Here is a 22,087-nt window from a genome sequence, read left to right as displayed (position 1 = left end):
CATGAACATCGCATCGACGGACATCGCCGCATCGGGTGCCCTGGGTGTCGGACTGGCCGTGGTCGGCCTGGTCCTCGTGGCGCTGCTCATCGGCGCCTTCGCCCTGGGGGTGCGCTCCAAGCGCCGGGAACCGCCCCGCCCCCGCCCCGAGGAACAGCCGCGGCTGCCCGCGGACGGCCCGGTCCACGAGATCCGGGAGAACCGCGAGCCCGACGAGGTGCCCCGGAGCGACCAGCGCCTGAGCCCGCACGAGATGCCGGGCGGCGGCAACGTCTCCTCCCGCGGCAGCTCCGCCGAGGGGCGGCCGCGCTGGGACGAGGGCCGCAGCGGCTCGTTCGGCAGCGGCGGCTCGGGCTGACGCCCGTCCCGTCGGCGCCGGAGACGGGTACGCCGGGCGCGTGCCCGGTCCGTCCGACGCAGTCGTCCACAGGGAAGTGAGAACCATGCCCGACCGTTCCCACCACGCACTGCCGTTGCCCGACTACGACCATCTGCCGCTCGGCGGTCTGCAGAGCCGCGTTCGGTCGCTGACCGCCGGGGAGGTGGAGGAGTTGCTGGCGTACGAGCACGCCCACGGCGACCGCCTCCCGGTGACGGAACTGCTGGACGCCCGGCTCGACCAGCTGCACGCCGGTGCCGAACCGACCTCGGGCGATCCGGGGGCCCTGCGCCCCGAGAGCGGCGGGCGCCGCACGGGCTCCCCGGTGTCGCCGGCGACCTCGCCGCAGCCCTTCGGCCCGCCGCCGCACGGCACCCCCGACCAGCGGGGCCGCCCGAAGGGCGACCGCACCGGATGAGAGTCCGTCGCACGGCGCGGATCCCGGGAACACCCGGGGTCCGCGCCGTCGTCGTGCACCGCACCGGGGGTACCCGGGGTGCGCCCGGTGGACCCGCTCAGTACGGTGCAGTTCGGGTGACCGGGATCGGGTAGTGGGGAGACGCCATGTCCGGCGACAACACGGGGAAGCTGCGGCGCAAGACGTACGAGAAGGAGCTGCTGCGGCTGCAGACGGAGCTGGTGAGGCTCCAGGAGTGGGTGCGGGCCGAGGGGGCCCGGCTGGTCGTGGTCTTCGAGGGCCGGGACGCGGCGGGCAAGGGCGGCACCATCAAGCGCGTCACGGAGCATCTCAACCCCCGGGTGGCCCGGATCGCGGCGCTGCCCCGGCCGACCGAGCGCCAGCGCACCCAGTGGTACTTCCAGCGGTACATCGAGCATCTGCCGGCGGCCGGTGAGATCGTGCTGTTCGACCGCAGCTGGTACAACCGCGCGGGCGTCGAGCACGTCATGGGCTTCTGCACCAAGCAGGAGTACGAGCTGTTCCTGCGGCAGTGCCCGCAGTTCGAGCGGATGCTGGTGGAGGACGGCATCCTGCTGCGCAAGTACTGGTTCTCGGTGAGCGACGAGGAGCAGCAGGAGCGGTTCCGGCGGCGTCTGGAGGACCCGCTGCGGCGCTGGAAGCTGTCCCCGATGGACCTGGAGTCGATCACCCGCTGGGAGGACTACTCGCGGGCGAAGGACGAGATGATGGTCCACACCGACATCACCGAGGCACCCTGGTACGTCGTGGAGAGCGACGACAAGCGCCGGGCCCGGATCAACATGATCGCCCATCTGCTGGACTCCGTGCCCTACGGCGAGGTCCCCCCGCCGGTGATCGAGCTGCCCGAGCGGCCGGAGTCGACCGGCTACCAGCGCCCGCCCCGTGAGCTGCGCACCTACGTCCCGGACCACGCCGCCGGTCTCTAGAGGGGGCGGACGACGGCGACCGGGCAGGGCGCGTGGTGGAGGACGGCCTGGCTGACCGAGCCCAGCAACAGGCCGGTGAAGCCGCCCCGGCCGCGGGCGCCGACCACGAGGAGCCCGGCGTCCGCGCCGGCCTCGATCAGGGTGTGCCGGACCCGGCCGCGCACCAGCCGGCGCTCGACCCGCACGTCCGGGTACAGGTCGCCCAGTCCGCCGAGGGCCTCGGCGAGCACCCGTTCCTCCTCGTCGTGCAGCCGCCCCTCGTCGTAGGTGACGAAGGGCGGGTCGGCCGGTGAGGCGTAGGCGCGCTCGGTGCGGTTGCTCCAGACGTGCAGCGCGACCAGATCGGTGCCGTGCCGGGACGCCTGGGAGAAGGCGAACTCGACGGCGCCGCGGGCGGCGGGCGAGCCGTCGACGGCGAGCAGGACCGGCCCGGCGGGTCGGGGGTCGCCGCGCACCACGAGGACCGGGCAGGAGGCGTGGGCGGCGAGCTGCCCGGCGGTGGACCCCACCATCAGGGCGCCGAAGCGGCTCAGTCCCCGGCTGCCGACGACGATCATGGACGCGGTGCGCGACTCGATCTCCAGCACCTCGACGGGGTCGCCGACGACGACCTCGTGGGCGGCCTCGACGCCGGGGGCAGCCGCGTGGGCGCGCTGCTCGGCCTCGCCGAGCGTGCCGTCGATGAGCTGGCGCACCCCGGCGGCGGAGGCGGGCTCCCAGGGGCGGCCGCCGGCCGGGATGCGCGCGGGCGGCCTGCCGAAGGCGTGCACCACGCGCAGCGCGACCCCGTGCGCGCGGGCCTCGCGGGCGGCGGCCTCCACCGCCGTGAGGCTCGACGGCGACCCGTCCACGCCCACCACCACCGGACCGGCACCGTCCATGGTCGTCCCCTTTCCGGGCCACTCCCCCGCTCTTCCAGGGTCGCCCCGCGGCCGGTGTCGCGCAGGCCCGGCCGCACGAGGCCCGCGCGTCAGCCGGGGAGGACCAGCCGGGCCCTGTCGCCGGGCTCGACGGAGACCTCGCGGTCCGGAAGCCGGATGGTGATCGGGGAGATGTCGGAGGACGGCACCGCGATCTCCAGCAGGCCGCGCTCCAGCCGCAGCCGTACGCCCCAGTTGCCCTGGTAGCGCAGCGAGAAGCCGTACGAGGACAGCTCGGGCAGCGGTACCGGGTCGAGGCGCAGGGCGCCGTCGCGGGTCTCCAGACCGGTCAGGCCGCGCTGGACGAGGTCGAGGGTGCCGGCCATGGCGCCCAGGTGGATGCCCTCGCCGGTGGTGCCGCCCTGCACATCGGCGATGTCGCCCTGGAGGGCCTCCTGCACGAACGTCCACGCCTCGCTGCGCCGGCACCGGGCGAGCACCCAGCCGTGCACGAGACCGCTGAGGGTGGAGCCGTGACTGGTGCGGTGCAGGTAGTACTCGACGGTGCGCCGCCACACGCCCTCGTCCAGCCGGTGCCCCAGCCGGCGGAACAGCGCGCCCAGTTCGGACGGTGAGAACAGGTAGCCGAGCATCAGGACGTCGGCCTGCTTGGACGCCTTGTAGCGGTTGACGGTGTCGCCCTCCGCCTCCAGGATCCGGTCGAGCCGCCGGATGTCGCCGTACCGCTGCCGGTAGCCGTGCCAGTCCAGTTCGGACAGGTCGCCGTAGCCCTCGAACTGGCTGATGACCCCGTCGTGGAAGGGGAGGTGCAGGGTGCGGGAGACCTCCTGCCAGCGTTCCAGCTCCCCGCCGTCCAGGGCGGTCCGCTCGACGAGTTCCCGGCGGCGCGGCTCGGGCAGGGTGTCCATGAGGTCGAGCGTGCGGGCGAGCACCCAGGCCGCGGTGACGTTCGTGTAGGCGTTGTCGTCGAGTCCGGGGGTGCCGGCGTCCGGGTAGGCCTCGTGGTACTCGTCGGGCCCGACGACACCCTTGATGCGGTGCCGGCCCAGGGCGTCGTCGTACTCGGCCTTGTCCGCCCAGAAGCGCGCGATCTGCAGCAGCATCTCGGCGCCCTTGGTGTGCAGGAAGTCCGTGTCGCCGCTGGCCTCGCAGTACTGCCACACGTTGTACGCGATCGCCGAGCCGACGTGGTGCTGGAGCCAGGAGTGGTCGGGCAGCCAGCGCCCGGAGCGCGGGTTGAGGTGGAGCTGCTGGGTCTCCTCGCGTCCGTCGCTGCCGCTCTGCCACGGGTACATCGCACCGCGCCGGCCGGCCCGCGCGGCGGTGGTGCAGGCCTGTTCGAGGCGCCGGTGACGGTAGTGCAGCAGGGCGCGGGAGACCTCGGGGAAGTGCAGGTTGAGGTAGGGCAGGACGAACAGCTCGTCCCAGAAGACATGACCGCGGTAGGCCTCGCCGTGCAGTCCGCGCGCGGGCACGCCGACGTCGAGGTCGGCGGTGTGCGGGGAGAGGGTCTGCAGGACGTGGAAGAGGTGCAGCCGCAGGATGCGGCCCGGTTCGCCGGGCACGTCGAGTTCGGCGCGCCGCCACAGCTGGCCCCAGGCGACGCGGTGGGTGCCGGACAGCGCGTCGAATCCGGGTGCGCGGGCGACGCGGTCGACGGCGGCGTGCAGGGGGTCGCTGATGGCCGGGTCGTGGGAGGTGTGCAGGGCGACGGTCTTGTCGACGGTGGCGGGGCGGCCGGGGGCGAGGTCGAGCGTGACGCACTGGACGATCCGGGAGGTCTCGCGGCGGACGGTGACGGTGACGGGGGCGTCGGCGGTCAGCCGGGCGGCGAGGCCGACCCGGACGTCGGACGTACGGGTGCGGCAGCGCAGCCAGACGGTGTCCGGGGCGGAGGTGCCGGTGTGCACATGGGTGAGGTGACGGCCGTCGAGGTCCCGGTAGCGCGGTACGCCCGCGTTGGTCACCCCCCCGTCCAGGGCCGCCTCCACCTCCAGCGGACCGGTGAGCCCCTCGCCCGTGAACTCGGTCCGCAGCGCGGCGACATGGGGGTCGGCCATGTGCACGAGACGGCGCTGACGCACGGTCAGGATGCGTCCGCCGCCGAGGCTGTACCGGGTCAGCCGCTCCAGCACGCCCGTGGCCAGGTCGAGGCCCTGCCGGTGCTCCAGCACGTCCGCGGAGTCGGGGTCGATCCAGTCCCCCTCGGGCAGCCGGTAGCGCAGCGGAAGCCAGTTGGGGACGTTGACCATGTCCTCGTTCTCGACCTCGCGGCCCGAGACCTCCGAGGTGAGGCGGTTGTAGATGCCCGCCACATAGGTTCCCGGGTAGTGGACGTCGTCGGCGTCGCACTCGGGGAGCGCGCCCCGGGTGGCGAAGTAGCCGTTGCCGAGCGTGCACAGGGACTCCCGCAGCCGTTCGTCGGCGGCCTTGTACCCCTCGTACTCCCAGCTCCAGCCGTCCACCTCGGCGTCCCGGCCCACGTCCGTCACTTCGGCTCTCCTCCCGCGCACAGTTCCCCGAGGTCGCGTACGACGATGTCGGCGCCGTGCCGCAACAGGCGCGCGGCGGTGTCCGCGCCGGCCGCCCGGTCGACGCCGACGACCAGGGCGAAGCCGCCGCGCCGCCCCGCCTCGACGCCCGCCAGGGCGTCCTCGACGACGGCGGACCGCCCGGCGGGCACGCCGAGCCGGCCGGCCGCCTCCAGGAACAGGTCGGGCTCCGGTTTGCCGGCGAGGCCCAGCCGGGCCGCCTCTCCGCCGTCCACGAGTGCGTCGAACAGGTCGAGCACCCCGGCGCGGTCCAGCAGTTCCCCGGCGTGCCGGGACGCGGAGGCGGCGGCCCGGGGCACGCCCGCCGCCCGCAGCTCCCGCACCAGCCGTACGGTCCCCGGGTAGGCGTCGACGCCCTGCTCACGGAGCCGGTCGGTGAACAGGCGCTCCTTGGCCGCGGCGACCTCCCGCACGGTCTCGGGCGTGGCGTCGACGCCGCGCGCGGCGAGGAAGGCGGCGGCCCCGTCGAGCCGGGATCTGCCGTCCACGTGGCGCAGATAGTCGTCCCGTACGTCGAACGGGCGGCGGGCCGCGGGGTCGGCGGGCGGATGGGCGCGCAGGAAGTCGTCGAAGGCCACCTTCCAGGCCGCCGCGTGCACCTTGGCCGAGTCGGTGATCACCCCGTCGGTGTCGAAGACGACGGCGCCCACGCCCCGCAGGATGGGGGCGAGGGACCCCTCGGAAGCGGGTGCGGTCATGGCCGGTGCCCCGGACGGGTGAGGGGCAGGGCAGGGCGGGCCGCCCCGCAGGGCGGTGCCGGTGGGCCGTCCGGGTGGCCCTCTGCCGGGCCGGCGTCGTGGATCGTGAGGCCCACGGCCTCCTCACCTCCCTGTCACGGCGGTCCCGCGTCCGGCGGGGTCCGCTCATGCGTACCCGCCGATCGTCGTCCTCTCACGGCTGTGCCGCCCATGGGCCGAACGTCCCGCGCGGCGTCCCGGGTGGCGCGCGGGGCGGGGTCAGAGCAGGGACGGGCCGCCGCGCAGCTGCGGGTACAGCGCCTCGGTCCCCTCGGACAGCACGCCCTGCACGCGCCGGCTGACGTCGTCGGCGAGCACCTCGTGCAGCCCGGCGTCGACGCCCTCCAGCGTCGCGCGGGCCACCACGGCGGGGTCGGCCTTCGGACCGGGGACGGCCGCGGCCATGTCCGTGGCGAGGTAGCTGACATGCAGGGCGGTGACCTGGGTCCCCTGGTCGGCGAGGGCCAGCCGCAGGGCGTTGGTCACCGACCACTCGGCGGACTTCGCGGCGGCGTATCCGGCGCTGGGGACGATCGACACCCAGGACAGCACGGACAGGACGTTGACGAGGGCGCCGCCGCCGTTGCGGGCGAGGACGGGGGCGAAGGCGCGGCTCATGGCGAGCGTGCCGAGCACATGGGTCTCGAACTCCGTGCGGAACGAGTCCAGTTCCGTGGTGAGGATGTGCGCCCGGGTCGTGGAACCGGCGTTGTTGATCAGGAGGGTGACGTCCTCGGCGAGATCCGCCGCGGCGCGGACCGACTCGTGGTCGGTGATGTCCACGGCGACGGGTTCGGCCTCCGGCACGGCGACCTTCGCGGGATCGCGGGCCCCGGCGTAGACCTTGGCGGCTCCGGCGTCGAACAGCGCCCGGACGAACTGCTCCCCGAGCCCGCGGTTGGCCCCGGTGACGAACGCGACAGACCCTTCCACCTTCATGCGCGTACCTTCCCGGCAGGTGGTCCCGGGGGCCGGCGACCGGTCGGTCGCGCCGGGGTCCGCCGGCCCGTGGCGGTCTCTCCGAAGCTATATCGCCCGACCGGCCGCCACCACTTGACACCGGCCGCGCGCCCCGGCCCGCGCCCGGAACGGGTTCGAGACCGTCGCGGGCGCGGGGACCGCGTGGGTCACCAGGCGCTCGCGCCGCCGTCGACGGCGTAGTCGGCGCCGGTGATGTAGGCCGCCCGGTCCGAGGCGAGGAACGCGGCGAGTTCGACGATCTCCTCGGGGCGGGCGAACCGCTTGAGGAGCGTCTTGCTGGTGATCGCGTCCCGCGCGGCCTGGTCGTCCCCGAGGTCCCGGTCGCTGGCGGGGGTGAGCACCGGGCCGGGGCTGATCGCCACCGCGCGGATGCCGTGCGGGGCCCCTTCCAGCGCGAGTTGCCGGGTCATGCCGATGACACCGGCGTTGGCGGCGGTGTGGGCGACCATCGGAGGGGTGGCACCGGCGATGAGACCGGCCTCCGAGGCGACGTTGATGATGACGCCGCCGCCGCGCCGGACCAGGTGGGGCCAGGTGAACTTCGACACCAGGAAGGGGATGTCGAGTTCGCCGGCGATGGTCGCGTGCCAGTCCTGCACCGGGAAGTCGGGCATCGGGCCGAAGCGCTGCATGGCCGCGTTGTTGTAGATCACGTCGAGTCCGCCGTAGGCCGCGGCGGCCTCGTCGGCGAGTCGCCGCACGTCGTCCGCGTCGGTGAGGTCGACCGGGGCGATGCTCGTCATCTCGCCGCCCGCGCGGCGGACGAGTTCGACCGTCTCCGCGTCGGCGGCGGCCTGGATGTCGGTGCCGACGATACGGGCGCCCTCGCGGGCGAAGATCTGGGCCGCCACCCGGCCCATGCCGCCCGCGGTGCCGGTGATGAGCGCCACCTTGCCGTCGAGTGTTCCCATGGCACTGCTCCTAGGTGTGAGACGCGTGGGCGGGGATGCGCCACGCGGTGGGTGATGCGGGGGCTCGCAGCCCTCCGACATTTGCTTGACGAGTCAAGCAATATGCGGAACCCCGGCCCTCGCCGATTCATTCCCGGGACGGGTCCCGGCGTCAGGTCGCCTCGCCGGACGCCGCCCGCGCTGCGGCGCGGGCCCGGCTCACGGCGCGGCCCAGCTCGGTCCGCGGGAACCGGTCGAGCATGGCGCGCAGTTCGCGGGCCCCGACATACGCGCCGAAGGGCTCGGTGCCCGGCTGGAGCCGCACCCCGTCGGCGAGGGCCCCCGCCAGGACCGGGTCGAAGCCGAGGCTCCCGACCAGCCGGGCCACCACGGCCCGGTCCTCGGGGCGGTCACCGGCGACCGCGATCGCCGTGCGGTCGTCGGCACCGGCGGGCCGGGCCCCGCCCTCCAGGTCGTGATAGCCCATGTGGTTGAACGCCTTGACGACGCGCGAGTCCGACAGGAACGCCTGGACCAGTTCGCTGGTGGAGCGGCGCGGGTCGGCGAACTCCTCGCGTACGCCGTCGACCTCCCACCAGTAGTTCATGGCGTCGATCACCAGCCTGCCCCGCAGCGCCTCCACCGGGAGGCTCCGGTACCGGCCCAGGGGCAGGGCCAGGATCACCACGTCGGCGGCCTCGGCGGCCTCGGCGGCGGTGACCGGGACCGCGCCGGGCGCGAGGACGTCCACGGTGAGGGCGATGGCGCCGGGCTCGCCCGACCCCGAGATCAGTACGTGGTGGCCCGCGGCGAGGGCGAGCCGGGCCAGTACGGTGCCGAGCTTGCCTGCGCCCAGGATGCCGATCGTGCGTATGTCCGTGTCCATCGGATCTCCTTCCGTTCCGTCCGGGTCAGCCGGCCAGCAGGTCGCGGACCATCGGGATCACCTTGGTGCCGTACAGCTCGACCGCGCGGAGCCGGGCGCTGACGGGCAGCGCCCCGGCGGTGTAGAGGAGGTCGAACCGGCCGACGCCGAGCGAGCGGACGGTGGCGGCCATCTTGCGGGCGACCGTCTCGGGCGAGCCGATGTACAGGGAGCCGCGCTCGATCTCGGCCTCGTACTCGGCGCGCCGCAGCGGGGGCCAGCCGCGCTGGGCGCCGATGCGGTCGCGGATCTCCCGGTACGGCCGCCAGTACGTCTCCCGCGCCTCCTCGTCGGTGTCGGCGACGAAGCCGGGCGAGTGCATGCCGACCGGGTGGGCCGGGGTGCCGAGCTGGTCCGTGGCGCGCCGGTAGAGGTCCACGTACGGGGCGAAGCGCTCCGGGGGGCCGCCGATGATCGCGAGCATCATCGCGAGGCCGTGGCGGGCGGTGCGCAGGACGGACTGGGGCGAGCCGCCGACGCCGACCCAGGTGGTGAGGCGCCCGGACTCGGTCCGGGGCAGGACCTGGGCGTCCCTGAGCGGGGGCCGCACCGTGCCCTCCCAGGTGACGGGCCGCTCCTGGAGGAGACGCACGAACAGGTCGAGCTTCTCCTCGAACAGCACCTCGTAGTCGGCGAGGTCGAAGCCGAAGAGCGGGAACGACTCGGTGGACGAGCCGCGGCCGAGGATGACCTCGGCGCGCCCGCCGGACAGCGCGTCGACCGTGGCGAACCGCTGGAAGACCCGGACCGGGTCGTCGGAGCTCAGGACGGTCACCCCGGAGGACAGGCGGATGCGGCTGGTGCGGGTGGCGATGCCGGCGAGCACGGTCTCCGGGGTCGACACGGCCCACTCGGGGCGGTGGTGCTCCCCCACGGCGAGCACGTCGACGCCGAGGCCGTCGGCCAGGACGGCCTCGTCGACGACCTGCCGGATGGCCGCGGCGTCGGTGAGCAGGACGCCGGAGTCGTCCACGGGCACGTCACCGAACGTGTCGAGGCCGAGGACGAGCGCGGACGGGTCGTTCCGGTGGGAGTCGTTCGGGTGGGACATGAGGGCTCCTGGATGAGTGGTCCGCGCGAGCACGGCGCACGGCCGTCGTTTTGCTTGACACGTCAAGTATTGCTCGGCATACTTGACTCGTCAAACGAAAGGAGGCGGCATGAGCGGCAGACGCCGGGCCTACCCGACGACCGAAGAGCTGCGGATCTGGCGGGACTTCATCGAGACCGCGCAGGCGCTCCGCACCGAGCTGGCCGCACGCCTGCAGAAGGACTCCTCGCTCTCCCCCGGCGACTACGCCACCCTGCTGGCGCTGAGCGAGGCGGACGGCGGGCGACTGCGACCCTCCGCGCTGGCGCTGACCCTCGGCTGGGAGCGCAGCCGCCTCTCCCATCAGCTGGGACGCATGGAGCGCCGCGGGCTGGTACGGCGTGAGGAGTGCGCCACCGACAGCCGCGGCGCCGAAGTGGTACTCACCGACGAGGGCGCCCGGGCGTTCCGGGCGGCGGCGCTCCCCCACCTGCTCGCGATCCGCGAGCTGTTCGTCGCCCCGCTCACGCCGGAGCAGATCACCGCGGTGGGCGACGCCGTGAAGGCCCTGGCGCCGGGCCGGGCGCGCGGCGGGACGGCTGAACACGGGCCGCCGGTGGTGCCGTAGATTCCCTGACGTCACGATCGTTTTCCGACAGGCATCTCTCGGCACCACGTGCCCGATCACCGGACGGAGTCGCCATGACGACCACGCCACTCGCTCGCCAGGACTGCGCGGTCGCCGTCCTGGGCGGGCCGACCGCCGTCATCGACATGGGCGGTCTGCGGATCGTGAGCGACCCGACCTTCGACGAGGCGGGCCCGCACGGATACCTCACCAAGACGGCGGGGCCGGCCCGGACCGAGGACGCGGTGGGCCCGGTGGACCTCGTCCTGGTCAGCCACGATCTGCACCCGGACAACCTCGACGAGCGGGGCCGCGCGTTCGCGCTGACCGCCCCGCTGGTCCTGACCGGGCCCGTCACCGCCGCCCGGCTCGGCTCGCCGGCGCTCGGCCTCGCCCCCTGGACCAGCCACTCCCTGCCCCGCGCCGACGGCGAGGGCGACCTCACCGTGCTCGCGGTACCCGCGACGCACGGCCCCGACGACGCCGAACGCGACGCCGACGGTAACGTCAACTGCGAGGTCACCGGCTTCGTCCTGTCCGGCCAGGGGCTGCCCACGCTGTACGTCAGCGGCGACAACGCCTCGATCCGGGTCGTGGCGGAGATCTCCCGCCGCGTCCCCGACATCGCCGCCGCCCTGCTGCACGCCGGAGCGGCCCGGGTGCCGGCGAAGTTCGACGGGCGTCCCCTGTCCCTCGACAGCCGGCGGGCCGCCGCCGCGGCGGCCGTCCTCGGAGCCGGCGTGATCGTGCCGGCCCACTACGACGGCTGGGCCCACTTCTCCGAGGGGTTCACCGACCTGGAACTGGCCTTCCACGAGGCCGGACTGTCCTCGCTGCTGCGGACCGCCCCGCACGGCTCCTGGGTGGATCTGCGCCCCTGACGGCCCTCGGCCCGGGGACGGCCGGCGGGAGTGCCGGGCGTCCGCGGGTGCGACCCAGAGGGAAGGGGAGCAGCATGGGGCCGTGGGGATCGCGGCCATGGCCCCGTCCGCGGGCGTGGCGAGCACCCCCTCTCCGCAGCCTGCCGCGACGACGGGAGCGACCATGAGCGCGAAGCTGCTTTTCGTGATGACCGGGGCCTCCTACTGGACGCTCAAGGACGGGACGAGGCACGCGACCGGCTACTGGGCCGAGGAGTTCGCGGCCCCCTACAAGGCGTTCACGGACGCCGGCCACCGGGTCACGGTGGCGACCCCCCGCGGTGTGGTCCCGACCGTCGACATGATGAGCCTGCGCCCCGACATGGCGGGCGGCGCGGACACCGCGCTGGAACTGGAGGGGATCATCCGTTCCGCGGAGGAGATGCGCCGGCCGCTGCAGCTGGCCGTCGCGCGGCTGGAGGACTACGACGCCGTCTACTTCCCGGGCGGCCACGGCCCGATGGAGGACCTCTGGGAGGACCCCGACGCCGGACGGATGCTGACCGCGGCCCTCGCCTCGGGCAAGCCGCTGGCCGTCGTCTGCCACGCGCCGGCCGCCATGCTCTCGACCCGGCTCCACGGCGTCTCCCCCTTCGCCGGCTACCGGGTGACCGCCTTCACCAACGACGAGGAGGACGGCGTCGGGCTGGCCTCCCGGGCACGGTGGCTCCTGGAGGACGAACTGAAGGTGCTCGGCGTGGACTTCGTACGCGGCGAGATGTGGAAGCCGTACACGGTGGTGGACCGCAACCTCTACACGGGGCAGAACCCGGCGTCGGCGGCGGCACTCGCGGCCGAACTGCTGAAGGTCCTCTGAGGGTCCTCTGAAGGCCCTCCAGGGGAGGGGCCGGTCAGCGGCAAGCCGTGCGTGGTGCCCAATTACACTGTGTTCATGGCAGATACGACGGCGATCAAGCCCCTCGATCAGGACGAGGAAGCGTTCCTCCGGGCCCTCGGACGGGTCATGGCGTACCTGCCGCGCGTCGTCGACGCCGACATGGCCAAGGAACAGCCGATCACCAGCACCGAGTACACCGTGCTGGTGCATCTCTCCGAAGCTCCGGAGAACCGGCTGCGGATGAGCGACCTGGCCCGTATGTGCGGGCTCTCCCTGAGCGGGGTGACCCGCGTGGTCAAGCGCCTGGAGGCGCAGTCGCTGGTGCTCCGCCAGAAGTGCCCGGACGACGGCCGGGCCTGGCTCGCCGTCCTCACCGACGCGGGCTGGGAGCGTCTGGAGCTGGCCTGGCCGACCAACCTCGCGAGCGTGCGGCGGCATGTCTTCTCCCGCCTCGAGGGCTGTGACATCGCCGCGGCCGCCCGGGTCCTGGAGCGCATCGCCGCGGGCGACTGACCGCGGCCGGACGTCCACGGCACCGGCCGCCCCGACCACCGCGCGCACGGGTGGCCGGGGCGGCCGTCGCGTCAGGCGGCGGTCCGCAGCGGGGCCAGCGCCTTCGACCAGGCCACCACCTGGTCGAGCGTCGTCACCAGGGTGTCGCGCTGGACGGGCGCCGGCGTGAAGGTGGTGAAGTTCTCGAAGTCGGTGAACAGCGAGAGCGCCACCTGCGAGCGGACGTCGGCCAGCTGGAGCTCGCCCGCGATGCCGCGCAGGTGCTCCACGGCACGGGTGCCGCCGACCGAGCCGTAGCTGACGAACCCCACAGCCTTGTTGTTCCACTCGGCGTAGAGGAAGTCGATCGCGTTCTTCAGCGCGCCCGGCACGGAGCGGTTGTACTCCGGCGTCACGATGACGAAGCCGTCCAGCGAGGCGATCTTCTCGGCGAACGCCTGGGTGTGGGGCTGGGTGTAGTTGCCGAGGGACGCCGGGTACGCCTCGTCGAGGACGGGGAGCTTGTAGTCCAGCAGGTCGACGACTTCGAACTGGGCGTCGGTGCGCTCGGCGGCGACCTCGTGCACCCAGCGCGCCACGGCCTCGCCGTTCCTGCCCGGGCGCGTGCTGCCGATGATGATTCCGATCTTGGTCATGGGGACCTTCCGTGCGTGATGCGTGATGCGTGAGTGCGGTACTGCGTGCACGCGGTGAGGCGTGTCTGCGGTGAGGCGTGAGGCGGCCCACGGAAATACTTGCTCCGTCAAGCAACCTCACCGAGAAGGTAACTCCATTTGATTGACGAGTCAAGCAATGCCGTGGGGGGCGCTCGTCGCCCGGTGTCACCCTCGTGGGTGCCGTCGTGTGGGCGGGGCGCCTCGGAAGGGCACAGTCACGAGCGATGCCCCCTCACGCAAGGACCGGTCCATGAGCGCCGCCGCGCAGTTCGACGTGCAGGAGGTCAGCCCGTCCTACTGGCGGGTGACCTTCTCCAACGGAGCGATCAACCTGATCGACGCCGACACCCTCGATCAGCTCGCGGAGCTGATCACCCGTATCGAGGAGGCCCCCGACCTCACGGTCGTCGTCTTCCGCAGCGCCCGGCCGGACTTCTTCATGGCGCACTGGGACATGCTGGCCGACACCGCCCGGGTGGCCGCCATGAGCCCGGCCGCCTCCGGACTGCACCCCTACGCCGACAACCTGTACCGGCTCGCGCGGGTGCCCGCTCTCACCGTCAGCGAGATCGCCGGCCGCACACGGGGCGCCGGAAGCGAGTTCGTCCTGGCGACCGACGTCCGGTTCGCGGGTCCGGGCGCCGTCCTCGGGCACTTCGAGGTCGGCATCGGCTCGGTGCCCGGCGGGAACCCCTCCGGGCGGCTGGCCCGGCTGCTCGGCCGGGGCCGCGCCCTCGAGGTCCTGCTGGGAGCCGACGACTTCCCCGCCGACCTCGCGGCGCGGTACGGCTATGTCAACCGCGTGCTGCCGGAGGACCGGCTGGAGGACTTCGTGGACGGTTTCGCACGCCGCGTCGCCGGTTTCGACAAGGTGGCGGTGCGGCAGGCGAAGGCCCTGGTCGACGCGGTCACCGAGCCGCCCGTGGAGGAGTTCGCCGCGTCTCTGGCCGCGTTCTTCCGGACCTCCGGGCGCCCGGAGAACAGCGCCCGTGTCAAGCGGCTGTTCGACGCCGGGCTGCAGCAGCCGGACGGCGTCGAACGCGACCTGGGGCGGCACCTGGGACCATCGTCCTGAGGGCCTTGCCCGTCCATGCCTCGCCTCACGATGAACAGGAGGCCCCGCCATGCGGATCACCTTCCCCGGAGCCGTCGCGGACGCCGCGTACGCGCAGGTGAACGAGGTGCTCGCCCCGCCCGTCCTGCAGCACAGCGTCCGGGTGTGGCTGCTCGCCGACCACATCGGCCGGCCGCAGGGCGTCGACGGTCTCGAACGCGAAGCCCTCGCCGTGGCCTGCCTGTTCCACGACGCGGGCACGGCCGACGTCTACGACGGGCCGCAGCGGTTCGAGGTGGAGGGCGCCGACGCCGCGCGGGCGTTCCTCGCGGAGCACGACTGGCCGCGTCCGCTCGTCCAGAGCGTGTGGGAGGCGATCGCGCTGCACACCTCGCCGGGGATCGCCGAGCGGATGGGGCACCTGCCCCGCCTCGTCCGGGAGGGCGTCCTGGCCGACTTCGGGCGGACCGACCTGATCCCGCCCGGCGACGAGGAGTCCCTGACCGCCGCCCTCGCCGCCTTCCCGCGCATGGACGTCGAAGCCGTGCTGAGCGGCGCGGTCGTCGCGCAGGCGCTCCGGCAGCCGGAGAAGGCCCCGCCGTCGAGCTGGCCGGGCGGGCTGCTCGCCGCGCACCGGGCCGGCGCGGACCCGGCGTTCTGACGCGCCGACGCGGGACCGTGCCGGGTGCGCGACTCGCGTCCCGCGGGACACCGGCACGCCCGCGCAGATGACCCGCGCTCCCGCAGGACCGATACTTCCGACAGCGGGACTTCTCGGCGCCCCGCGTGCGATCGTTGGCCCGTACCCACTCTGAACAGCACCGACGCAGGTCGCCTGGCCACCTGTGAGAGCTTCCCGGGAGGTACCCATGAAGATGCTGATCAACGTCCCGTAGTCTGGCGCGGCCGCAGACCTCAACGACTCGATCGTCCACCTGACCATCTGGATGACCGCCCGCGTCCTCTCCGGACGGCCGACCACACAGGTCACCGGCTTCTAGGACACCACAAGACCGCGGGGCCCACTCGTCCGGTACTTCGCCGAAACGATCGGCATGGGGGGAAACCTTCTGCTCGTTACCGGCCCGCGTGCCGACGGCACCGTGGCTCCGGAGCAGGCTCGACGGCTCGAACGGCTCGGAGAGTGGATACGGCGTCACTCCGCAGCCGACCACGGCAGCGTCGCGGGTCTGCCGCCCGGGCACCACTACGGACCGAGCACCCTGGCCCCGACCGCCGTACTCCTTGCCTGGTCTGCTTCGCCCCTCCGAGTGAAGCGGTCTTCTCCGTGCGCGGCCTGTGAAAGCCAGTACGCCGGGTCACCGTCCTGGGAACCGGGACGGAACTCGCCCACCGGCGCACCGGTGGTCTGCACGACGTCCCCGGGGACCTATGGATCGACCCGCCCGCGCCGTCGGACCTCGCCCCACACGGCAGCGTGCTCGCCGTGGAGTTGGACGGAGATGGACTCCCCTGGCGGATGTCGCAGTGTGCGGGGAACGGGTTCCGGCACCCCGGTGTGTAACACTCCGGGCGCCCTGTCGGTCATCGGGTAAAAGCCTCACAACACCGTCGAAAGCGCCTCGCCATGAACAGCACACCGTACGAAGCGGGCCGGATCGGGCTGCTCCTCATCGACACAACGAACGAGGTATTCCACGCGGACGGGAAGGGATATCCGTTCTACCAGGCGGAGTTCGACCGGATCGGCACCTTCCACAACCTGAAGCGGCTGCTGGCCGGGGCGCGCGAACTGGGCCTCCCGGTGTTCTTCGCCCCCATGTCGTACACCGAGGAGGACTACACCACCTGGAAGCGCCCGGCCGGCATCCACCAGGTGATGTTCGAGAACCGCATGTTCGAGGAGGGCAGCTGGGGCGCGGAGTTCCACCCGGACCTCTCTCCCGCCCGGGGAGAGATCGTCATCGCGCCGCACAAGAACATCGACGTCCTGGCCACGACCGACCTTGACGTGCAGCTCCGCCAGCATGGGGTGGAATACATCGCCATCGCCGGGATGATCGGCACCATGTGCGTCGAGTCCACGGCCCGTAGCTGCATGGAACGCGGGTACCACGTGACCATGTTCAGGGACGCCACCGCCTCGGACGCGGGACCTGAGGCCTACGACGCGATGATCAAACGCTACCCGGCCATCTCCCACGCCGTGTACGACGTCGATCAGTACCTGGAGGCCGTCCGCGCCACCCACATCTGAGCCAGTCCTGCGCCGGAGTGGCACGCCCGGGTCAACCAGGGGCGTCGGGTCGGACGGGCGAGCTGGTGGCACCCGTGCCGACCAGGCAGGAGGCCATGCGGCGCGGTTGATGCCGAACGCCGACGCACCCCTCGGATGTGCGCCCTGGCGAGCACTCCGCGCGCGGCAGCAGTTACCAGGGCATGGTCCGCATGCGCACGATTCGTAGTGCACAGGAAGACTACGGACTCGGCTACGGACGAGGCGGAGATGGCCGCGTTGCGGAACGCGGCAGGCGGCCGGCTCGTGTGCGTGGGTGACCGGGTCAGCCGTGGCAGCTGATGTGCCAGGCGGGTGGTGATCGTGGTCAGGAACAGGACGGGGTTCTCGACCTCCGCGCAGTCGGTGACCACTTTCACCGACACCCCCACCCCGGACGCGCGTCGCGAACCTCCAGGCCGAGCACCGGACGACGAAGGCCGCGCCGTTCTCTGACAGTCCCGCTCACGACGACCGTGTGATCGCCATGTGAGGTCGTGGCGGCGACTTTCGCGCGATCGTGTGGGTTATGTGATGGGTCGTCACAAGTACCGATCGTGGATTGTCGTGGAGAGAAGAGGACGGAGTGACCTCGTCACTTCGTCGATGACTTCTGTCGACGCTTTCCGAAGGACGACCACATGAGTCAGATCAACGTCGCACGCCCGGACGCACCGATGAGGGACGAGGCAGTTCCGTCGCGCTACGCGCTGAAGGTCGGCGACATCGCTGTCACGGTGATCAGTGACGGGGTGCTGGCGATCGACCCCACGACGCTGGCCACCAACGCGGACAAGGCCGAGCTGTCGGCCTGGCTCCGTGACAACTTCCTGCCGCCTGAGGTGATCGACTACCCGCTGAACGTGTCGGTGGTCCGCAGTGGGGACCGGACCATCCTCATCGACTCCGGGCTGGGTACGGAGTTCCCGGGCTTCCCCCGGGCCGGGCAGTTGGCCATGAGGCTGGACGCCGCCGGGATCGATCCCGCGTCCGTGACCGACGTGGTGCTCACCCACTTGCACATGGACCACATCGGGGGACTGCTCGTCGAGGGTCTGAAGGGCCGCCTGCGCAAGGACCTCCGGGTCCACCTGGCCGCCGCCGAAGCCGAGTTCTGGCAGGCGCCCGACTTCTCCCGCACGGCCATGCCGGCGCCGGTGCCCGAGACGCTCGTCACGACCGCCGCGCGGTTCCTGGATGTCTACCGCGGCCAGTTGCGCCCCTTCGAGACCGAGTTCGAGGTGGCGCCCGGTGTACTGATCGAGCGCACCGGCGGTCACACTCCCGGTCACAGCATCGTCCGCCTGGAGTCGGGTGGAGAGCGGCTCACCTTCGCCGGCGACGCTGTGTTCCAGTGCGGGTTCGACCAGCCCGGCTGGTACAACGGTTTCGAACACGACCCCGAGGAATCGGCTCGGGTCCGGATGCGTCTGTTGAAGGAGATGGCGGCGAGCGGTGAGCACCTGATGGCCAGTCACCTGCCGTTCCCGTCCGTCTGCCACGTGGCGACCGCCGGCAACGCCTTCCGTTTCGTGCCGACGGTCTGGGACTACTGAGTCTCGGCATCGCTGCCGGTTCCGTCAGTCTGAGGGGTTGGGCGGAGCCCGCTCAGCGGCGGACCGGCGCAGGCCGGTCCGCCCGGCCAGGAAGACGTTGCGTTCGGCAGTACCACGAGGGTCTGTGATCATCACTCGTCGGACCGATCACGCTGGTCGTGGTTCAGCTGTCCGGCGTCCAGAGTGACCCGGCCAATGGCGTCCCGCAGGATTCGCTGGATCTTGAGGGGCTCCGTCGACGCGCCCATGGCTCCGCGGGCCTGCCCCTTCTTCGCGCTGTAGGCACGTTCCATCGCCGCGTGCACCGCTTGCGCATCGTCGCGGGCCCCGTCCACCACGTAGTACATCCAGACGAGGCGGGAGCCTTGAGCACGGAAAGGCACTCCGATCAGCCACGTCACCGACTGGGTGCCGTCAGCACGGCTGCCCGTCCTCGGACCGCTCGCCATCCGTCCTGTGCCGTCGCCCGTCGGGCCGGTCTGTTCCGCGAACTCGGGACCGGAAATGGCCTCAAGCCCCGGAGGGTCCATTTCGAGCAGCATGATCTCGTCTCCGTTCCGGCTGCGTCGTGAGCCGCGAGGGATCGACGTGGGATCAGCGACGCACGTGGTCCGTAGTCTCTTCACCCTGTTTGACTGGACGGCCCCTCGTTCTGTGACGACCCTGCGGTGGGCTGGTTGTCGGTGCCCGTGATCTGGTCCCGGACGCCGCGCAAGGCGGACAGGAGCCGCTGGGTTCCGTCGGCGGTGCGGCGTTCCTGCCGCACGCGGTCGCGTCGTCCGGCGGGCTGGCGACTCGGGCGAGGCTTGCCGGTCCGGTCCCTGACCTGTGCCTCCGTGCGGGCTCCCCGTTCAGCCGGGTGTCGTCGTCGGCCGTTCGGCGAGCACCGTGCGCAGTTGCCGTCTGGAACTGATCCCGAGCTTGGCGAACACCTTGCGCAGGTGCCACTCGACCGTGTGCGGGCTGAGGAACAGCTGCGCACCGATCTCCGGATTGGTCAGCCCGTCCCGGGCGAGCCCCGCGATGTGCGCCTCCTGCGGGGTCAGGGCCGCACCGGCCGCCGTGCCGCGCCGCACCACTGTCTCCCCGGTGGCCTGCAACTCAGCGGCGGCACGGGCCGCGTACCCGCTTGCGCCGAAGTCGGTGAACATGTCGCAGGCCGTCCGTAGCTGTTCCCGGGCGTCGCCCTTTCGGTTCTCCCGCCGCAGCCACTCCCCGTACACCAGGTGCGCGCGGGCCAGTTCCACCCGTAGTCGGGTGCGGCCCAGCCGGTCGACGGCCTCCCGGTAGGACTTCTCGGCGTCTCTTTCCTTCTCCAGCAACGCACGGGAACGCGCCTGCACCCCCAGCGCCCAGTTCGTCCCGGCGGCCTCCGTCGTCTCGGTGAGCCGGTCCAGCGCGTCGTGCGCGGCTTCCTGCGCACCGCTGCGCGCGCCCGCCTCCACCAGCTCGACGAGGTACCAGCCGAAGAAGCCGAAGTCCTCGTACGCGCAGGCGCGCTGGGCACCGGCAAGCGCGGCACCGTACCGGGACAGGCCGTTGTACAGGACGGCCGTCGCATGGTGAGCCAGACCGAGGGCCCGTCCTTGGCCCTTGTCGGTCGCCGTCCGAGCCGCCTCGTCGATCGCCTTCTTCGCCTGGTGCTCGTCGTCGCGCCAGGCGACCAGCAACAGGGACGTGTAGTCCGGCGGGGTGTTGCCGGTGGCCGTGTTCAGCGCGTTCGCCTCGTCGATCAGGGCGGACGCATCGGCGAACTCACCGGCCTGAAGGTGCACGCCTGCCCGGTAGGTGAGCGCGACGGGGAGCGACGCGAGCGCGCCGGTGCCGCGGGCCAGCCTGACGGCACTGTCCGCCAGGTCGTGCCACGCCTCGTCGTCCCACAGCTCCGGCGCGATGGGCTCGGGAGCCACGGGGCAGGCCAGCCACAGCCAGCGGACGGTGTCCACGTGTCCGCCGCCGGCTTCCCGCTGGAAGGCCCGCAGAGCACCCCTGAGCGGTTCCACTGCGGCGGCGTAACCGGCCGTGAACCGCGTCGAGACCCCCTCCAGGATGTGGTCCACGCGGCTGGGCCGGCCGGGCGCGCGAGGAGCGGCCTGGGCGAAGTCCGCCGCCTCCCGGACGGTTGTCGCGCCGCCCAGCCGGCCGGCGAAGATCGCCGCCGCCAAGGCCTCGAGACACGCTTCGCGGGTCAGCTCCGCGTCGAGCGGTGCCAGGCGGTCGGCTGCCTCCAGGAAGAGCGGGGCGGCCTCGCTGCCGCGGCTGCGAACGAAGACGATCCGCGCGTGCAACCGCCGCACCCGGGCAGACTGGAGAGGGTCGAGGGGGCCGGCCTCCGCCGCTCTGGCCAGGTGATAGGCGGAGTCGACCGATGCCGCGTCGAATGCCGCCTCGGCGGCCGTCAGGGCACGCGCGCTCCGCGTCCTACGGTCCGGGGTCAGCTCCGTGGCGCGTTCGAAGAAGGCTGCCGCCGCGGCCAGCCCGCCCCTCGCGCGCGCCCGGTCGGCGCACCGCACCAGTTCGGCGGCCACCTCCTCGTCGGGGAGCACGGTGGCCAGGGCGCGGTGCCAGGCCCGGCGGTCCGCGTCCCGCACCGGGTCGGTGACCTCGGCCAGGGCGCGGTGGACCTCGGTGCGGTCGTACTCGCTCGCGTGGTCGTAGCAGGCCGAGCGCACGAGCGGATGACGGAAGCGGACCCGGCCGCCGATCTCGATCAGTCCGAGTGCCAGGGCCGGTGACGCCGCGTCCATGGAGATGCCGAGCCGCTCCGCTCCTCGACGCAGCAGGGTGACGTCGCCGAGCGGTTCGGCCGCCGCGAGGAGCAGCAGGCGCCGGGTGGCGGGCGGCAGGGACCCGATCCGGTCCCGGAAGCTCTCCTCGATGCGGCTCGCCGAAGGCCGGGACGCTCTGCGGGGGAAGCCGCCGCCCAGATCCGCCATGGTGATGCCGCGCGGCAGCTCCATCAGAGCGAGCGGATTGCCCCGGGCTTCGGCGAGGATCCGGCTGCGGACGTGCGCGTCGATCGGTCCGGGTATCACCGAACGCAGCAGGGCCAGGGCTTCGTCCTCCGGCAGCCCTTCGAGCGTCAGCGTCGGCAGCCCCTCGAGCAGCCGCTCGGTGTCAGAGTCCCGCACGGCGAAGACGAGACCGACCGATTCCGCTTGCAGGCGCCGTGCGACGAACCCGAGCACCTGCACGGACGCGCGGTCGAGCCACTGTGCGTCGTCCACCAGGCAGATCAGCGGTCTCTCCCGGGCCGCCTCCGCGACCGTGTTCAGGGTCGCCAGACCCAGGAGGAACGCGTTCGGGGCGGGCCCGGTGACGAGACCGAAGGCCACGTCGAGTGCTTCGCGCTGGGGGGTGGAGAGCTGGCCGGCGTCGTCGAGCAGGGGGGCGCAGAGCTGGTGGAGGCCGGCGAACGGCAGCTCCATCTCGGCCTCGCTGCCCGCGGCACGAACCGTGCGGCAGCCCTGCGCGTGGGCCGCCAGGTAGTCGAGGAGTGCGGTCTTGCCGATGCCTGCCTCTCCCCGCACCACAAGGGCGGCGCTACGGCCGTCCCGTACTTGCGCCGCCAATTGTTCCACGGTCTGGCGATCACGGCTGCGACCGAGCACCATGCACCCCGCACTGGGCCAGAAGGCAGTGACAACGGCGAGCCTACTCCTGCGGGTGTCGCGCGTCCCGCGCTGCGAACGTCGGCGCGCGTCCTCCTGAAGCCGCCACCAGCAGCTTTCCTCTTGGCTTCGGACGTGGCTGGGCGTGGGCCCCCGCCGGGTACCGCGCGGTGCACCGCCGCGGGTGCCCGTTCGGCTGGGGGGTCGACGCGTCACGCAGCAGGGTCCGCTCCAGAGCCTCCAGGTCGCCGCCTCGCGCGGCGCCGGGGAACGCCCGCACGACGCGACAGTGCGTGGCGGTGTCGTCGCCTGCCGTCGCCGTGAGGTGTCGA

General features: G+C 72.6%; 21 protein-coding genes and 1 pseudogene. 12 read left to right on the top strand and 10 right to left on the bottom strand.

All coding sequences use genetic code 11. The features are described from left to right. Position 1 precedes the first annotated feature (1 nt). The 3 genes from ACFV46_RS07110 to ppk2 all read left to right on the top strand — a co-directional run bounded on the left by ACFV46_RS07110 (position 2) and on the right by ppk2 (position 1,747). Entirely contained in the window at positions 2–358 is a 357-nt protein-coding gene (locus ACFV46_RS07110; RefSeq protein WP_361936953.1) for a DUF6479 family protein, read from the top strand. Positions 359–443: 85 nt separating this feature from the next. Beyond that, entirely contained in the window at positions 444–797 is a 354-nt protein-coding gene (locus ACFV46_RS07105; protein ID WP_376726009.1) for a hypothetical protein, read from the top strand. Positions 798–943: 146 nt separating this feature from the next. Beyond that, a complete protein-coding gene (gene ppk2 / locus ACFV46_RS07100) occupies positions 944–1,747 on the top strand; it encodes a polyphosphate kinase 2 (RefSeq protein WP_361937376.1) in 804 nt (267 codons plus the stop codon). On the opposite strand, the gene ACFV46_RS07095 is transcribed toward ppk2, so the two are convergent. The 7 genes from ACFV46_RS07095 to ACFV46_RS07065 all read right to left on the bottom strand — a co-directional run bounded on the left by ACFV46_RS07095 (position 1,744) and on the right by ACFV46_RS07065 (position 9,764). Further along, positions 1,744–2,628: a universal stress protein gene (locus tag ACFV46_RS07095; protein ID WP_376726008.1), complete on the bottom strand. Its 885-nt coding sequence runs from the start codon at positions 2,626–2,628 to the stop codon at positions 1,744–1,746. The two genes, ppk2 and ACFV46_RS07095, sit on opposite strands and share 4 nt — an antisense overlap. 89 nt (positions 2,629–2,717) lie before the next feature. Beyond that, positions 2,718–5,093, bottom strand: a complete 2,376-nt coding sequence (locus ACFV46_RS07090; protein ID WP_385497422.1) for a glycoside hydrolase family 65 protein — start codon at positions 5,091–5,093, stop codon at positions 2,718–2,720. 23 nt (positions 5,094–5,116) lie between these two features. Beyond that, positions 5,117–5,878: an HAD family hydrolase gene (locus ACFV46_RS07085; protein ID WP_385497302.1), complete on the bottom strand. Its 762-nt coding sequence runs from the start codon at positions 5,876–5,878 to the stop codon at positions 5,117–5,119. Positions 5,879–6,136: 258 nt separating this feature from the next. Then, positions 6,137–6,856, bottom strand: a complete 720-nt coding sequence (locus ACFV46_RS07080) for an SDR family oxidoreductase (protein WP_376726006.1) — start codon at positions 6,854–6,856, stop codon at positions 6,137–6,139. 188 nt (positions 6,857–7,044) lie between these two features. After that, entirely contained in the window at positions 7,045–7,809 is a 765-nt protein-coding gene (locus tag ACFV46_RS07075; protein ID WP_376726005.1) for an SDR family NAD(P)-dependent oxidoreductase, read from the bottom strand. 151 nt (positions 7,810–7,960) lie between these two features. Then, complete coding sequence (locus ACFV46_RS07070; RefSeq protein WP_385497301.1) at positions 7,961–8,674, bottom strand: NADPH-dependent F420 reductase; 714 nt, start codon at positions 8,672–8,674, stop codon at positions 7,961–7,963. 25 nt (positions 8,675–8,699) lie between these two features. Further along, on the bottom strand, positions 8,700–9,764 hold the full coding sequence (locus ACFV46_RS07065) for an LLM class flavin-dependent oxidoreductase (protein WP_361937240.1): 1,065 nt from the start codon (positions 9,762–9,764) through the stop codon (positions 8,700–8,702). A gap of 109 nt (positions 9,765–9,873) precedes the next feature. Between ACFV46_RS07065 and ACFV46_RS07060 the strand changes: the two genes are divergently transcribed. From ACFV46_RS07060 to ACFV46_RS07045, 4 genes are all read left to right on the top strand, one after another. Continuing rightward, complete coding sequence (locus tag ACFV46_RS07060) at positions 9,874–10,371, top strand: MarR family winged helix-turn-helix transcriptional regulator (RefSeq protein ID WP_376726002.1); 498 nt, start codon at positions 9,874–9,876, stop codon at positions 10,369–10,371. 74 nt (positions 10,372–10,445) lie between these two features. After that, positions 10,446–11,252: an MBL fold metallo-hydrolase gene (locus tag ACFV46_RS07055; RefSeq protein WP_361937244.1), complete on the top strand. Its 807-nt coding sequence runs from the start codon at positions 10,446–10,448 to the stop codon at positions 11,250–11,252. 163 nt (positions 11,253–11,415) lie between these two features. After that, positions 11,416–12,108: a type 1 glutamine amidotransferase domain-containing protein gene (locus ACFV46_RS07050; protein ID WP_385497300.1), complete on the top strand. Its 693-nt coding sequence runs from the start codon at positions 11,416–11,418 to the stop codon at positions 12,106–12,108. Between the two features lie 75 nt (positions 12,109–12,183). Then, on the top strand, positions 12,184–12,642 hold the full coding sequence (locus tag ACFV46_RS07045; RefSeq protein ID WP_361937248.1) for a MarR family transcriptional regulator: 459 nt from the start codon (positions 12,184–12,186) through the stop codon (positions 12,640–12,642). A gap of 71 nt (positions 12,643–12,713) precedes the next feature. On the opposite strand, the gene ACFV46_RS07040 is transcribed toward ACFV46_RS07045, so the two are convergent. Continuing rightward, a complete protein-coding gene (locus ACFV46_RS07040; protein WP_385497299.1) occupies positions 12,714–13,277 on the bottom strand; it encodes an NADPH-dependent FMN reductase in 564 nt (187 codons plus the stop codon). A gap of 271 nt (positions 13,278–13,548) precedes the next feature. Here ACFV46_RS07040 and ACFV46_RS07035 point away from each other — a divergent pair, with 271 nt between their 5' ends. From ACFV46_RS07035 to ACFV46_RS07015, 5 genes and pseudogenes are all read left to right on the top strand, one after another. Further along, the gene (locus ACFV46_RS07035) at positions 13,549–14,373 is read left to right on the top strand and encodes an enoyl-CoA hydratase/isomerase family protein (protein WP_385497298.1); all 825 of its coding nucleotides are present in this window, start codon (positions 13,549–13,551) and stop codon (positions 14,371–14,373) included. Positions 14,374–14,422: 49 nt separating this feature from the next. Continuing rightward, positions 14,423–15,013 carry an HD domain-containing protein gene (locus ACFV46_RS07030; protein WP_385497297.1) on the top strand — a complete coding sequence of 197 codons (591 nt, stop codon included), beginning with the start codon at positions 14,423–14,425 and terminating at the stop codon, positions 15,011–15,013. Between the two features lie 364 nt (positions 15,014–15,377). Beyond that, positions 15,378–15,877, top strand: a pseudogene (locus tag ACFV46_RS07025) (alpha-L-fucosidase); the annotation flags it as partial. 63 nt (positions 15,878–15,940) lie between these two features. Beyond that, on the top strand, positions 15,941–16,570 hold the full coding sequence (locus ACFV46_RS07020; protein WP_385497295.1) for a cysteine hydrolase family protein: 630 nt from the start codon (positions 15,941–15,943) through the stop codon (positions 16,568–16,570). 659 nt (positions 16,571–17,229) lie between these two features. Then, positions 17,230–18,144: an MBL fold metallo-hydrolase gene (locus ACFV46_RS07015; protein WP_385497294.1), complete on the top strand. Its 915-nt coding sequence runs from the start codon at positions 17,230–17,232 to the stop codon at positions 18,142–18,144. Between the two features lie 131 nt (positions 18,145–18,275). Here the strand turns inward: ACFV46_RS07015 and ACFV46_RS07010 are convergent, their stop codons facing one another. Further along, a complete protein-coding gene (locus ACFV46_RS07010) occupies positions 18,276–18,686 on the bottom strand; it encodes a hypothetical protein (RefSeq protein ID WP_385497293.1) in 411 nt (136 codons plus the stop codon). A gap of 309 nt (positions 18,687–18,995) precedes the next feature. After that, the gene (locus ACFV46_RS07005; RefSeq protein ID WP_385497292.1) at positions 18,996–21,758 is read right to left on the bottom strand and encodes an AAA family ATPase; all 2,763 of its coding nucleotides are present in this window, start codon (positions 21,756–21,758) and stop codon (positions 18,996–18,998) included. Positions 21,759–22,087: the final 329 nt, after the last annotated feature.

Source organism: Streptomyces sp. NPDC059852 (assembly GCF_042731455.1).
Lineage (GTDB): Bacteria > Actinomycetota > Actinomycetes > Streptomycetales > Streptomycetaceae > Streptomyces.
The sequence above is the reverse complement of the archived record's forward strand: the minus strand, read 5'-3'. Positions and strand labels throughout refer to the sequence as shown.